The organism is Rhodopseudomonas sp., from assembly GCF_048594845.1.
GTDB lineage: Bacteria > Pseudomonadota > Alphaproteobacteria > Rhizobiales > Xanthobacteraceae > Rhodopseudomonas.
The window spans coordinates 19723-33215 of record NZ_JBMDXE010000115.1 but is presented as its reverse complement, the minus strand read 5'-3'; the positions used below and the strand labels follow the sequence as shown (position 1 = coordinate 33215).

The following is a 13493-nucleotide window of genomic DNA, read 5'->3' as shown; positions in this document are numbered from 1 at the left end:
ACCGGCCAGTTCGAGCGCACGCTGATCATCGCCGACAAGGGATCCTACGTCAGCTATCTCGAAGGCTGCACCGCGCCGCAGCGCGACGAGAACCAGCTGCACGCCGCGGTGGTCGAGCTGGTGACGCTCGACGACGCCGAGATCAAGTACTCCACGGTGCAGAACTGGTACCCGGGCAATTCGGAAGGCAAGGGCGGCATCTACAACTTCGTCACCAAGCGTGGCGACTGCCGCGGCGCCAATTCCAAGATCTCCTGGACCCAGGTCGAGACCGGGTCGGCGATCACCTGGAAGTATCCGAGCTGCATCCTGCGTGGCGATAACTCGCGCGGCGAGTTCTACTCGATCGCGATCTCGAACGGCTTCCAGCAGGTCGATTCGGGCACCAAGATGATCCATCTCGGCAACAACACCACGAGCCGGATCATCTCCAAGGGCATCGCGGCCGGCAAGTCGCAGAACACCTATCGCGGTCTCGTCACCGCCCACCGCAAGGCCAAGGGTGCGCGCAACTTCACCGCCTGCGACTCGCTGCTGATCGGCGACCAGTGCGGCGCGCACACCGTGCCGTATATCGAGGCGAAGAATTCCTCTGCGCTGTTCGAGCACGAAGCCACGACGTCGAAGATCTCCGAGGACGTGCTGTTCTACTGCATCCAGCGCGGCCTGTCGCAGGAGGAGGCCGTCGGCCTCGTCGTCAACGGTTTCGTCAAGGACGTGCTCCAGCAACTGCCGATGGAGTTCGCGGTTGAGGCGCAGAAGCTGATCTCGATCAGTCTCGAGGGAAGCGTCGGATAGTCGGCATGAACGAGTTCTGGTTCGTGCCGAAACAGACAGGCTACGGCGCGGTGCCGTCGACGTGGGAGGGATACACACTCGTTGGTGCGTTTCTCTTCATCGTCCTGGTCTGCGCCTTCACGGCGATCCGGCGCGAAAAGACGTACTCATCGATTGTCTCGCCGCCCGTGAAGGTCATTGCTGTTTCGACGATCATCTTTGTCGTCGTGTGCGCGTGGGAAACGGATGGGTCGTGGGGCTGAACGGCCGACCCCGTCGAGAACATTAGGAAGCTACAAATGTCCGCACTACTCGAAGTCAAGGATCTCAAGGTCAGCGTCGCGGATCGCGAGATTTTGCATGGGCTCACGCTCACCGTGAACGCCGGCGAGGTGCACGCGATCATGGGGCCGAACGGCTCCGGCAAGTCGACGCTCAGCCACGTGATCGCCGGCAAGCCGGGCTATGAGGTCACCGGCGGCCAGATCCTTTTCAAGGGCGAAGATCTGCTGGAGATGGATCCGGACCAGCGCGCCGCCAAGGGCGTGTTCCTGGCCTTCCAGTATCCGGTCGAAATCCCCGGCGTCGCCACCATGACGTTCCTGCGCACCGCGCTGAATGCGCAGCGCAAGGCGCGCGGCGAGGAGGAGTTCTCGACGCCGGATTTCCTCAAGCGCGTGCGCGAGGTCGCGTCTTCGCTCGGCATTCCGCAGGACATGCTGAAGCGCGGCGTCAATGTCGGCTTCTCGGGCGGCGAGAAGAAGCGCAACGAAGTGCTGCAGATGGCGCTGTTCCAGCCGAGCCTGTGCATCCTCGACGAAATGGACTCCGGGCTCGACATCGACGCGCTGCGGGTCGCCTCTGAGGGTGTCAACGCGCTGCGCACGCCGGACCGCGCCATGGTGGTAATCACCCACTATCAGCGTCTGCTCGACTACATCGTGCCGGACTACGTGCACGTGATGTCGCGTGGCAAGGTGGTGAAGAGCGGCGGCAAGGAGCTGGCGCTCGAACTCGAAGCCAACGGCTACGCCCAGTATCAGGAAGCGGCGGCCTGACGCCGAGGATCGGATCATGAATATCGCATTGGCGAAGACCGAGAAGGCAGACGTCGCGGGCGCGAACTTCGCGAGCGTGCTGGCGGGCCAGCCCGGCGCCGGCAAGGTCGCCGACGCCCGTCGCCGCGCCTTCGATCAGTTTCAGCTGATCGGCCTGCCGCACCGGCGGATCGAGGACTGGAAGTACACCGATTTGCGCGCGCTGATGCGCGAGGTGCTGCCGATCGCGCCGGCGCCGGACGCCGCCGCGCTCGCCCGCGCCGAAGCGGCCGTGAAGCTGCACGCAATCGATGGCGTGCGCCGGCTGGTGCTGGTCGACGGCACGCTGGTGGCAGAGCTGTCCGACCTGTCGGCTTTGGAGCAGGGCCTGTCGATCCGCAGCCTGCGCGACGCGCTGGCCGCCGGTGACGAACGGCTGCTGTCGCTCGGCACGGCCGATCCGATGGTGGCGCTCAACACCGCGCTGATGACGGACGGCGTGGTGATCGCGGTTGCGGATGGCATCAAGCTGTCGCAGCCGCTGCACGTCGTGCACATCGCGGCGAGCGCCACCAAGACGGCGAGCTTTACGCGGTCGCTGATTCAGCTCGGCAAGAATTCGGCCGCGACGCTGGTCGAGAGCTATGTGGCGGGCGAGGGCGTCGGCGCCTATCAGGTTCACGACGCCGCCGTGATCAGCATCGGCGACGGTGCGCGGCTCGACCATGTCCGCCTGATCGAGGATGCGCGCGACGCGTTCAACATCGCCGCCGCCGAGGTGCGCGTCGGCACGCAGGCGCATTACGGTGTGGTCGGCATCAACACCGGCTCGCTTGCCAGCCGCTATTCGTCGACCGTGACGATCGCCGGCGAGCACGCCCGGGTCGAGACCAACGGCGTCAATCTGCTCAACGGCACCCAGCACGCCGACACCACGCTGGTGATGAACCATGACGTGCCGCATTGCGTCAGCCGCGAGGGTTTCCGCGCGGTGGTCGATGATCGCGGCCACTCGGTGTTCCAGGGCCGCATCAATGTGCGGCAGCCGGCGCAGCAGACCGACGCCAAGATGATGACGCGGGCGCTGCTGCTGTCCGACGAAGCCGAGGCCGACAACAAGCCGGAGCTCGAGATCTTCGCCGACGACGTCACCTGCGGCCACGGTGCCGCGATCGGCGCGCTGGACGATCAGCTGCTGTTCTATCTGCGCGCCCGCGGCCTGCCGGAGAAGGAAGCCGAGGCGCTGCTGATCCAGGCGTTCGTCGGCGAAGCGATCGAAGCGATCGCCGACGACAATCTGCGCGCGCTGGCGATCGCCGCCGCCGAGCGCTGGCTGGCGGCGCGGGGATAGTTACCCTCGTCCTGAGGAGGCCGCGGAGCGGCCGTCTCGAAGGATGAGACCAAGAGAGGATGAACTCCGTCCTTCGAGACGCGCGCAGAGCGCGCTCCTCAGGACGAGGCAGAGTGAGTGACGATGGCGCATCCCGCAGTTAGCAACGGCTCCTACGACGTCGCCAAGGTCCGCGAGGATTTTCCGGCGCTGGGGCTCGAAGTCTACGGCAAGCGGCTGGTGTATCTCGACAACGCGGCGTCGGCGCAGAAGCCGCGGTCGGTGCTGACGCGGATGACCAAGGCGTATGAGAGCGAATACGCCAACGTGCATCGCGGCCTGCACTATCTCGCCAATGCGGCGACCGAGGCTTACGAAGGCGGCCGCGCCCGGGTGCAGGGCTTCCTCAACGCGCGCAAGCCGGAAGAGATCATCTTCACCCGCAACGCCACCGAGGCGATCAACCTGGTCGCGTCGTCCTACGGCGCGCCGAATATCGGCGAGGGCGACGAGATCGTGCTCTCGATCATGGAGCACCATTCCAACATCGTGCCATGGCACTTCCTGCGTGAGCGCCAGGGCGCCGTGCTGAAGTGGGCCCCTGTCGACGACGAGGGTAACTTCCTGATCGACGAGTTCGAGAAGCTGCTGTCGCCGAAGACCAAGCTGGTGGCGATCACCCAGATGTCGAACGCGCTCGGCACCATCGTGCCGGTCAAGGAAGTCGTGAAGATCGCGCACGACCGCGGCATTCCGGTTCTGGTCGACGGCAGCCAGGGCGCCGTGCATCTCACCATCGACGTCCAGGACCTCGACTGCGACTTCTACATCATGACCGGCCACAAGCTGTACGGCCCGACCGGCATCGGTGTGCTGTACGGCAAGTACGACGTGCTGGCCAAGATGCGCCCCTACAATGGCGGCGGCGAGATGATCCGCGAAGTGGCGCAGGACTGGGTGACCTATGGCGACCCGCCGCATCGCTTCGAGGCCGGCACGCCGGCGATCGTCGAGGCGGTCGGACTCGGCGCCGCGATCGACTATGTCAATTCGATCGGCAAGGAGCGCATAGCCGCGCACGAACACGATCTTTTGACCTATGCCGAGCAGCGGCTGCGCGAGATCAACTCGTTGCGGATCCTCGGATCGGCCAAGGACAAGGGGCCGGTGCTTTCCTTCGAAATGAAGGGGGCGCACCCGCACGACATCGCCACGGTGATCGACCGTCAGGGCGTGGCGGTACGGGCGGGAACTCACTGCGTGATGCCGCTGCTGGAGCGTTTCCAGGTCACGGCGACGTGCCGGGCGTCGTTCGGCATGTATAATACCCGGGAAGATGTCGACCAACTCGCACAGGCGCTGATCAAGGCGCGGGATCTGTTCGCATGACCGATACGATCGAGGCCAAAGCCAATATGCAGACCGTCTCGGCGCTGCCGCCCGAGGAAACCGAGCGGCTCGGCACCGAAATCGTGGGCGCGCTCAAGACCGTGTTCGACCCGGAAATCCCGGCGGACATCTACGAGCTGGGTCTGATCTACAAGGTCGAGATCAAGGACGACCGCACCGTCGACCTCGACATGACACTGACGACGCCGAACTGCCCGGCCGCGGCCGAGTTGCCGACCATGGTCGAGAACGCGGTGGCCTCGGTGCCCGGCGTCGGCGTGGTCAACGTCAACATCGTCTGGGAGCCGCCGTGGACCCCCGAGCGGATGAGCGACGAAGCGCGGCTCGTGCTGAATATGTGGTGAGGTTCGTTTCGTCATTGCGAGGAGCACCCGGATCGGCGCTGCGCGCCGTCCGAGTACAGGCTCCGCGACGAAGCAATCCATGCGCTGTGAACCGAACTGGATTGCTTCGCTTTGCTCGCAATGACGGTGTTGAGTTCTTAAATAATCAGCCAACCGGGCGGCCTTGAACCGCCACGAGGATGGAAACGATGACCGAGACGACACCAGCAGCGCCCACCAAGCCGGCCCGCCGGCCGCGTCCGCAGGTGATGCGGCTCACCGATGCGGCGGCCACGCGCGTCAAGGAACTGATGGGCCGGGCCGACGGCGCGATCGTCGGTCTGCGCGTCGGCATCAAGAATGGCGGCTGCGCCGGCCAATCCTACACGGTGGACTACGCCCAGGACATAAAGCCGACCGACGAGGTGATCGAGGACAAGGGCGTCAAGATCCTGGTCGATCCGAAGGCCGTGCTGTTCCTGCTCGGCACCGAGATGGACTACAAGGCCGACCGGATGCAGGCGCAGTTCGTGTTCAACAACCCGAACCAGATCTCGGCCTGCGGTTGCGGCGAGTCGGTCGAGCTCAAGCCGGCGACGATCGACGGCTGATCGGTCGGCTCTGCTTTCGAAGCATTTTATTCTCAGCTTTCCGCCGTGCGGGAGATGTTGCTCAGGTTGCGAGCCAGACGCTCGATTCGCGCATCTTCCATTAAGTTGGAATTAAGAGGCAGTTGCGAATAACTCCTGCGAAACATTCGCAGGGGAAATAGCATGAAACGCCGTGACTTTCTGCTCGGAGCCGCTGCGCTGGGGCTCGGGGGACCGATCCTCGGCAAGGCGGCGATCTCCTCGCTGCACGCCCAGCAGGCCGCGCCCCAGGGCGCCAAGATCGCCAAGGTTGCGATCTTCCCGGCCATCGGTTTCTCCCGCGTCGGCAATGCCGAGGACTGGTTCCTGGCGCCCGAGGTGCCCGGCCTGCTCGACGAGCCGGAGGGTGGCTTCAAGGACTCCCGCGGCCGCATCAAGAAACAGGTCCAGCGCTTCCGCCTGTTCGGCTACGACGACCAGGGCCGCGTGGTGCGCGAGATCGACGCCGCGTCGGCGAAGTGGACGGTACACGCCGCCAACACCAAGGCGACCTGGTACGGCTTCACCAACGCGCTCGACCAGGGCGCCAGCATGCCGGGCGTGCCGAACCCGCAGCGCAACGCGTTCATCCCGCTCGACAAGCGCGACGCGATGCTGTGCATCGATCCGGGCGCGGTGGCGATCTCCGGTGCGTCGGTGAACGGCGCCGGCGGCGACGACAAGTACAAGCTCAAGGGCCGCTTCTGGCAAACGCTCGACGTCTCGCTCGGCCATCTGCGCACCGACGACAAGGGGCGTCTCCTGGTGTTCGCCGCCGACGGCGTGTCGCGCTCGGCGCTGCCGCAGAATCCGGTGCGTGACTTCACGAATAACGACGGCTGGCACGACGATTGGGCCGACGGCTGGGTCAAGGCCAGCGTCAGCATCGACGGCCAGACCGTCGAGGCCGAGCCGGCGTGGGTCGTCTGCTGCGGACCGAAATTCGCACCGCAGCTCGAGCCGATCGTGACGCTGTATGATGCGGCGCGCGAGGCGATGATCGATCTCGGCCAGCTGCAGCCGCCGGCCGATAAGGTGTCGTTCCGCCGCGACGTGCTGCCGATCCTGCGCCGTGCCGGCACCATGCAGTGGGTGGCTGCGGCGTCGTTCCTCGGCGCGGCGTGGCACGACATCGGCGATCTGTCCGATCCGAAGGTGATCGAGGGGCTGGCGAAATCGTCGGCCGACGCGCAGGCGGAGCGCAAGCGCGTGTTCGACGTCTTCCGCAAGCCTGGCGGCGAGGATCGGCGCGGCAACGCGATCCCGATCATGCTCGGCGACGGCGTCAACTATCCGGATAGCGCGCATTCCTGGTTGTCGCTGACGCGGACGCAGTATCGCGTGCTGCAGCTCTGGGTCGACGGCAAGTTCGACGCGGACTACACCAACGCCGCAGCGGACGCCGTGAAGACGCTCGACGACCTGCCGGTCGAACTACGTCCGGAAGCAATGACTCGCGCAGCGCTCGATGCCTGCTCGGGCGGCGCATTCCATCCCGGCGTCGAGATCACCTGGCCGATCCGCCACAAGGCGCTGTATCGCGGCCCGAGCGAAACCAAGCTGCCGTTCCGCATCGCGTTGTCGAACCGCAAGACTCTCAATCAGGATCTCGGTCTGCAACTCAACCCGGACAACGTCTTCACCGGCAACCCGGCGAAGCCGGACCAGGGCTCGCCGATCGGTCCGCAGGCGCCGGGCGATCTGACGCGCTGGATGGGCGTGCCGTGGCAGGGCGACGCGTTCAGCTGCCAGGCGGTGCTCACCGCGACCGGCTTCCCGACGCCGGTGTGGTGGCCGGCGCTGCTGCCGGTCGATGTGCTGCCCGAGGCGTTCTACAAGCAGATGATGCGCACCGACCTCACCGAAGAGGAGCGGCTGCGCTTCTATCACACGCGCGTGCCATGGGCGCGCGGCGCGGCCGGCCACGGCCAGCATGTCGAGGCCGGCTACACCGCCGGCCTGCGCCGCCTGAGCGAGGTGTGGACGCGGCTGGGGGTGGTGGTGAAGCGGCCGGGCCCCAAGGGGCTCGCGGGCGTGCCTGAGCAGGTGTTCGTCGAGGTGCAACGCGGTTCGATGGATATCGTCGAACCGATCCCGTCGCGTTAGCCGCGCGGATGCCGCGGATTGCCGTGATCGGCGCAGGGGTGGCGGGACTATCCGCCGCCCGGCGGCTCGTGCTGGCGGGACATCGTCCAATCCTGATCGCACCTGATCCGGCAGTGCCGAACCGTGGCGAAACGCTCTCGCCAAAGGCGCTGACGTTGCTCGAGGCCCTGCAATGGGGGCATCTGCTCGATGCCGACAGCGCGCTGCCGGGCGAGGGGCGTTTCTCGGTGTGGGGCGACGCCACGCTGCGCAAGGCGCCGGACCATGAAGGCCTCGGCTATCATCTCGACCGCGCGCAGTTCGAGCGGCTGATGCGCACCGCGCTGCTGACCAGCGACGTCGAACGTATCCGCAGCAGCGTCACTGCGCTCGCGCATCGACCCGGCGGCGTCGAACTGACGATGGCCGATCGCGCGGTGATCTCGGTCGCCGCCGCGGTCGATTGCACGGGGCGTGCCGCGCTGTCGTCCGGCGCTGCCGCTGAACGACGGCGGCTGGACCGGCTGATCGCGGCCTGGCGCGTCCTCGACTTGCCCGATGATGCGGAGACCGCGGCAGCGACGCTGGTCGAAGCCATCGATCTCGGCTGGTGGTACATGTCGCCGCTGCCCGGCCGCCGCATGATGCTCGGCCTGTTCACCGACACCGATCTGCTTCCGACCGGTGTGGCGCAGGACGGCGTGCGCTGGGCGAACCTCGCCGCAGGCACGATCGCGATCGCGCCCCGCCTCGCCAGCCTCGGCCTCGAATCGCTCGCAGCCGCGGCGCCGCCGGCGATTTCGCCGGCTGCGTCGATCACGGTCAGCCGGCTGATCGAAGGCCGCATCGTACGGGCCGGAGATGCCGCGACGGCGCTCGACCCGGTCAGTGCCAATGGCCTCGCCACCGCGCTGTGGAGCGGCCTTCAGGCCGCCGCGGCCGCGCTCGGCCTCGCCAGGGGCGCCGCCGACGCCGGCGCCGTCTACGAGCGCGATTACCTGCAGGGCGTCACGCATCAGCTCGCGACCCAACAGGCAATGTACGCGTCCGAGCCTCGTTTCGCCGATGCTCAATTCTGGCGCCGACGACAGATCGCGCCGTCCGAATCCGATCACAGGGAGAGAACCGCATGAACCGTCCATTCCGCGCATTGCTGGTCGCTGCCGTCGCCGCCGCCGCGATGCCCGTCGTCGCCTCGGCTGAGACCAGCGCCGTCAAGATCATCGCGCCGACCGACAAGACCATCACGCCGAGCGGCACCTGGAGCATCGGCGCCCGTGCCGGCGACTTCGTGTTCATCGGCGGCATGCGCGGCACCGACCGCGTCACCGGCAAGATGGTCGATGGCGACGAGGCGCGCGTCCGCCAAATGTTCGACAACATGCTGGCCGCCGCCGAAGCCGCCGGCGCCACCAAGGCCGACGCAGTGCGGCTGACCGTGTTCGTCACCGACGTCGCCAAGTATCGGCCGGTCGTCAACAAGGTTCAGAAGGACATCTGGGGCGACGGCCCGTATCCGCCGCGCACCGTGCTGCAGGTCCCGGCGCTCGACCAGGGCGACATCGGCGAGATCGACGGCACCTTCTACGCGCCGCTGAAAAAGTAGTTCGTACGGGCCTCGTGCCCCGGACGCTGCGCAGCGCGCCGCGGTTGCGGCGTGATGCGCTGCAGATCCGGGGCCCCGGTTTTTGCCTCACCGCGTCCCGCCGCGGGTGTCTAGGAATGCTGCGAAGTGACCGGGGTCCCGGGTCTGCGGAGCAGCGCTACGCGCTGCACCGCGCCCGGGACAGGGGGAGGCGGCTCGGCAATTTACTTCCGTCTTCGTATGACAGGTGGGTGGCGTTGTTCCCCGGACGCTGCGCAGCGCGCCGCTCTTGCGGCGTGGTGCGCTGCAGATCCGGGGCCCCGGTTTTTGCCTCACCGCGTCCCGCCGCGGGTGTCTAGGAATGCTGCGAAGCAACCGGGGTCCCGGGTCTGCGGAGCAGCGCTACGCGCTGCACCGCGCCCGGGACACGGGGCGAGGCGGCTCGGCAACTCACGTTCGTCTTCGGATGACAGGTGGGTGGCCTCGTGCCTCGGACGCTGCGCCGTGCCTGCGGCGTCGTGCGCTGCAGATCCGGGCGGCAGTGGCTATATTGCCTTGAACTTGAAGCCCACTATGCTCGTCCCCGGCAACGCAGGGCCGGGCGCCGATGGATCGTGATTATCTCGCGGATTTGTTCGAACCGTTCGGGCCGGTGGCGATCCGGCGGATGTTCTCCGGCTTCGGCATTTCCGCCGACGGCATCACCTTCGCGCTGGTGCTGCGGGACACGATCTATCTGCGTGCCGATGAAGCGACGATCGCGAGCTTCGAGAGCGAAGGCTCGCAGCCGTTCTCGTATACGACCCGCCAGCGGACCGTGACGGTTGCGTCGTATTGGCGGCTGCCTGACCGGCTGCTCGACGAACCCGATGAACTCGTCGAATGGTCGCGGGCAGCGCTCGCCGCTGCGGAGCGTGCGGCGCTTGCCAAGGCACGCAAGCCACGGAAGACGAAAGCCGAGTCGACGAAGTCCGCGTCGTCCAGCAGCCGTGCTCGCAAGAGTACGTCTCCGACAGGATCTTCTTCCAAAAGTATTCCCTCTAAGCCCTATTCTCCCAAGCCGTCATCTTCCAAAAGTTCGTCGGCCAAGAGGCCTTCTGCCAAGGGTTCCTCTCTCAAGGCCGTTGCTAATCGCCCGCGCGCCGAAGGTCGCGATAAACTCGCGGCCAAAAGGTCCGGCTCCAGACGAGCCCCGGCAAAGTGATCGTTCAGGCATCGCCGCGCCCACGTCTTGATCAGCGACGCTGACAGGCCGGCAAGTCCCCGAGCCTGTCAAAGCGGCAGGAAATCGCGATCTGCTTGCGCAGGTGGCGACGTCTGCTTTCGCGAAGCGCATACACCCAGCCAACGCGAACCGGTCGAGACTCATCAAAGCTTTTCGGGCGTCTGGCACGAAGCGTGCTTAGTCAATACGAAGCGTACTTCCTAATCTCCGGCGCGGGGCTGATAGTCCTCGCGCTGATTGATCTTCTTTTGCTTCGCGATCGTGGGAGGTTCGCGCGAAGTTCCGTCCCGACGGGACGGAGGCGGGGCTGCGTCGGTGCAAGTGCCGATGCGGCAAACTGGGCATGGCTGCGCACACATCGGGTGTTCGCGGCAGCACTGAGGGGGTGATCAATGGCGACCGAACTACGACTTGACGATCATGCGATCGAGCCGATCCCGGCCGCCGATCGCGATTCCACCGGCGCTCAGCAGATGTGGATCTGGGCGGGCGCCAACATCGCCCCGATCAACTGGGCGCTGGGCGCGCTGGGCATTATTCTCAAGCTTGGGATCTGGGACGTGATTGCCGTCATCGTGCTCGGCAATCTCGTCGGATGCGCGCTGTTCGCCGCGTTCACGGTGATGGGACACAAGACCGGCGTCAATCAGATGGTTCTCAGCCGTGCCGCATTCGGCCGGCGCGGAGCGTATCTGCCGGCGGCGCTGGTGTTTCTGATGACGCTCGGCTGGATCGGGGTGAACACCTATTTCCCGGTCAAGATCTCGATGGGCATCCTCGGCCAGTTCGGCGTTCCCGACACGGCCGCTCCGAACCTGATCGTCATGACGATCATCATGGCGCTGCAGATCGGCATCGGCACCTACGGCTTCTATGCGATCCGGACGTTCGAGAAGTACACCGTTCCGGCGACCGTGGTAATCATGGTGCTGATCAGCGTCGCCGCTTGGACGCAGCCGGGTGTGGTGAACTGGAATCTCGTGAGCCCGCTTGCTCCGGGCGAGCGCTACGCGATGATGACCTTGCTGACGGCCGCGATCGGCGTCGGTTGGGGGATCTCGTGGGTGACCTGGGCGTCGGACTATTCGCGCTTCGTGCGGACGACCGAGTCGTCGGCCGCCGTGTTCTGGTACAGCTTCGCCGGCATGTATCTGCCGGTGGTCTGGCTCGGCGTTCTCGGAGCCACCATCGCCAGCGTCACCAACGATGCGGATCCCGCCAAGATGGTGAGCGCCGTGTTCGGCGGCCCGATGGCGGTGCTGGTTCTCGCGCTCGTGCTGCACGGGCCGATCGCCACCAATATCCTCAACGTGTACTCCGCGTCCCTCGCTCTGCTCAGCATGGGGCTGCGGGTGCCGCGGATCGCGCTGGCGCTGATCGTCGGCGCGGCGGGCTATCTGGTGACGTTCTACTTCGTGTTCGCGCCGAACTTCGCCCAAGCCTTCGACCACTGGATGATCGGCCTCATCATGTGGCTGAGCCCGTTCGCCGGCGTCGTGCTCGCCGACTTCTACATTCGACGCAAGGGCGTAGTAAACGTCGCCGAACTCTACAAGTCACCCGAGACCAGTGCTTATGGCGATGTGAACTGGGCCGGTCTCATTGCCTTCTTCGCCGGCCTGTTCGCTGGCTGGCTGTTCCAGAACGGGCTGCTGCCGGCGTTCAAGGGACCGATCGCGGTCCACTTCCTTGGTGGTGCAGATCTGAGCTGGCTTGTCGGCACGTTGGTGGCAGGCGGACTCTATCTGGTGCTCAGCCGCAAGCCTGCCGTCGTCGTGGCGACCGCGACCTCCTGACAACCCGGCCGGATTGGGTCTGATTCAAGCAAGGATCATCGCCGGCCTTGCCGGCGGTGATCGATCCTTAGCGCAAAGAGCAGAGTGTGTTTGAACGTCGAGCAGCGCGTTTTGGCGAGCGCCCGACGGCGCACGTCTCGCGACGTCGTCACGCAACCTTGGCAGATTCGACCTTCCGGAATTCCGGATCGGTTTCGCAGATGACGCGATTGCGGCCGTTGCGCTTGGCCGAGTAGAGGCAGGCGTCGGCGCGCTCGATCAGGGCGTCGGCGTCGTCGTCGGGCTTCAGCGTCGAGACGCCGGCCGACAGCGTGACGCGGCCGAGAATTTCGCCGGTCGACTTCTTCTTCAGTTCCTTGGACATCACGACGCGGCGGATGTCGTCGGCGATCATCAGCGCCTGGCGCAGCGGCGTCTCCGGCAGCACCACAGCGAATTCCTCGCCGCCGTAGCGCGCCGGCACGTCGTTGCTCTTGATGGTCTGCTTCAGCGTCATGCCGACCAGACGAAGCACTTGGTCGCCGGTGAGATGGCCGTAATTGTCGTTGAACGACTTGAAGTGATCGATGTCGATCATCAGCAGCGACAGCGGACGCCGGCTGACCCCGGCGCTGCGCACAGCCTCGTTGACGACGCGATCGAAGTGCTTGCGATTGCCGAGGCCGGTCAACGGATCGGTCAGGCTCTCGGCGCGAATCGCCTCGAGGCTTGCCTGCAGATTGGTGATTTCCTGGCGCGAGGTAGAGAGCCGTTCCTCGAGTGCGCTGTTGGCTTCCTGCATCTCGCGGGTCGCCGAGACCAGCCGCTCGACGATGGTCTTGATCTGCTCGTGATCGGTCGCGAGCGACAGGTTCTGGCTCGCGCCCTTCAGGTTGGCGCCGAAGGTCGCCGTGGTCCCAAGAGTATCAGCGAGCAGCGACATCATATCGTCGATCTCGCTGACCACGCGCGCGCCGATCCGGTCGATCCGGTCGTTGGTCCGGCTCGGCGAAAGATAGCAGTCGTGGAGTTGTTCGAGATCCGAGTCGCTCAATCGGCCGCGGTTGGCCAGCGCCTCGTTGATCGCCTTGTTGAGCTCGGCATTGTAGCCGGTGGCGTAGACGTACCAGATCTCGTAGTTGCGCGGCATGGCGGGCTGCCGCAGCGCCTTGATCTGATTCAGCGCAAGCTCGGCATACGCCATGCTGCGCTCGTGTTCATCCTGCATCGGTGCCACCGCGTCCCCCGACGAACCAACCGAGCCCGCCATTCCCGGTTGCAAAGGCTACGGGGTGACGGTGAACGCCGCGTAAATTT

General features: G+C 65.8%; 13 protein-coding genes. 12 read left to right on the top strand and 1 reads right to left on the bottom strand.

Annotation, left to right across the window (positions count from 1 at the left end; all coding sequences use genetic code 11):
- The 12 genes from sufB to ACOJTD_RS07210 form a co-directional block, all read left to right on the top strand.
- A partial coding sequence (gene sufB / locus ACOJTD_RS07265; protein ID WP_420132248.1) for a Fe-S cluster assembly protein SufB occupies positions 1-798 on the top strand: 798 nt, incomplete at its 5' end.
- A gap of 5 nt (positions 799-803) precedes the next feature.
- The gene (locus ACOJTD_RS07260; RefSeq protein ID WP_420132247.1) at positions 804-1040 is read left to right on the top strand and encodes a hypothetical protein; all 237 of its coding nucleotides are present in this window, start codon (positions 804-806) and stop codon (positions 1038-1040) included.
- A gap of 36 nt (positions 1041-1076) precedes the next feature.
- Positions 1077-1835, top strand: coding sequence for a Fe-S cluster assembly ATPase SufC (gene sufC, locus ACOJTD_RS07255; RefSeq protein ID WP_420132246.1), 759 nt, complete (start codon positions 1077-1079; stop codon positions 1833-1835).
- Between the two features lie 16 nt (positions 1836-1851).
- Positions 1852-3165, top strand: coding sequence for a Fe-S cluster assembly protein SufD (gene sufD / locus ACOJTD_RS07250; RefSeq protein WP_420132245.1), 1314 nt, complete (start codon positions 1852-1854; stop codon positions 3163-3165).
- Between the two features lie 123 nt (positions 3166-3288).
- A complete protein-coding gene (locus ACOJTD_RS07245) occupies positions 3289-4533 on the top strand; it encodes a cysteine desulfurase (RefSeq protein ID WP_420132244.1) in 1245 nt (414 codons plus the stop codon).
- A complete protein-coding gene (locus ACOJTD_RS07240) occupies positions 4530-4898 on the top strand; it encodes an SUF system Fe-S cluster assembly protein (RefSeq protein ID WP_054163221.1) in 369 nt (122 codons plus the stop codon). The genes ACOJTD_RS07245 and ACOJTD_RS07240 overlap by 4 nt, the downstream gene beginning before the upstream one ends.
- Before the next feature lie 188 nt (positions 4899-5086).
- Positions 5087-5488, top strand: a complete 402-nt coding sequence (locus ACOJTD_RS07235; RefSeq protein ID WP_420132243.1) for a HesB/IscA family protein — start codon at positions 5087-5089, stop codon at positions 5486-5488.
- A gap of 162 nt (positions 5489-5650) precedes the next feature.
- Positions 5651-7612, top strand: coding sequence for a CTQ-dependent glycine oxidase GoxA (goxA, locus tag ACOJTD_RS07230; protein WP_420132242.1), 1962 nt, complete (start codon positions 5651-5653; stop codon positions 7610-7612).
- Positions 7613-7635: 23 nt separating this feature from the next.
- Positions 7636-8724, top strand: coding sequence for an NAD(P)/FAD-dependent oxidoreductase (locus ACOJTD_RS07225; RefSeq protein WP_420132241.1), 1089 nt, complete (start codon positions 7636-7638; stop codon positions 8722-8724).
- Positions 8721-9197 (top strand): RidA family protein, encoded by a 477-nt coding sequence (locus ACOJTD_RS07220; RefSeq protein WP_420132240.1) that lies wholly within the window; start codon positions 8721-8723, stop codon positions 9195-9197. The genes ACOJTD_RS07225 and ACOJTD_RS07220 overlap by 4 nt, the downstream gene beginning before the upstream one ends.
- Before the next feature lie 586 nt (positions 9198-9783).
- Positions 9784-10380, top strand: coding sequence for a TfoX/Sxy family protein (locus ACOJTD_RS07215; RefSeq protein WP_420132239.1), 597 nt, complete (start codon positions 9784-9786; stop codon positions 10378-10380).
- A 413-nt stretch (positions 10381-10793) separates the two neighbouring features.
- On the top strand, positions 10794-12197 hold the full coding sequence (locus ACOJTD_RS07210) for a purine-cytosine permease family protein (protein ID WP_420132238.1): 1404 nt from the start codon (positions 10794-10796) through the stop codon (positions 12195-12197).
- A gap of 148 nt (positions 12198-12345) precedes the next feature.
- On the opposite strand, the gene ACOJTD_RS07205 is transcribed toward ACOJTD_RS07210, so the two are convergent.
- Complete coding sequence (locus ACOJTD_RS07205; RefSeq protein WP_420132249.1) at positions 12346-13413, bottom strand: GGDEF domain-containing protein; 1068 nt, start codon at positions 13411-13413, stop codon at positions 12346-12348.
- Positions 13414-13493: the final 80 nt, after the last annotated feature.

Coding starts and splice junctions, on each gene's coding strand:
- ACOJTD_RS07210 (WP_420132238.1), top strand. CDS start 10,794: ATGGCGACCGAACTACGACTTGACGATCATGCGATCGAGCCGATCCCG.
- ACOJTD_RS07240 (WP_054163221.1), top strand. CDS start 4,530: ATGACCGATACGATCGAGGCCAAAGCCAATATGCAGACCGTCTCGGCG.
- sufD (WP_420132245.1), top strand. CDS start 1,852: ATGAATATCGCATTGGCGAAGACCGAGAAGGCAGACGTCGCGGGCGCG.
- ACOJTD_RS07245 (WP_420132244.1), top strand. CDS start 3,289: ATGGCGCATCCCGCAGTTAGCAACGGCTCCTACGACGTCGCCAAGGTC.
- goxA (WP_420132242.1), top strand. CDS start 5,651: ATGAAACGCCGTGACTTTCTGCTCGGAGCCGCTGCGCTGGGGCTCGGG.
- ACOJTD_RS07260 (WP_420132247.1), top strand. CDS start 804: ATGAACGAGTTCTGGTTCGTGCCGAAACAGACAGGCTACGGCGCGGTG.
- ACOJTD_RS07215 (WP_420132239.1), top strand. CDS start 9,784: ATGGATCGTGATTATCTCGCGGATTTGTTCGAACCGTTCGGGCCGGTG.
- sufC (WP_420132246.1), top strand. CDS start 1,077: ATGTCCGCACTACTCGAAGTCAAGGATCTCAAGGTCAGCGTCGCGGAT.
- ACOJTD_RS07220 (WP_420132240.1), top strand. CDS start 8,721: ATGAACCGTCCATTCCGCGCATTGCTGGTCGCTGCCGTCGCCGCCGCC.
- ACOJTD_RS07235 (WP_420132243.1), top strand. CDS start 5,087: ATGACCGAGACGACACCAGCAGCGCCCACCAAGCCGGCCCGCCGGCCG.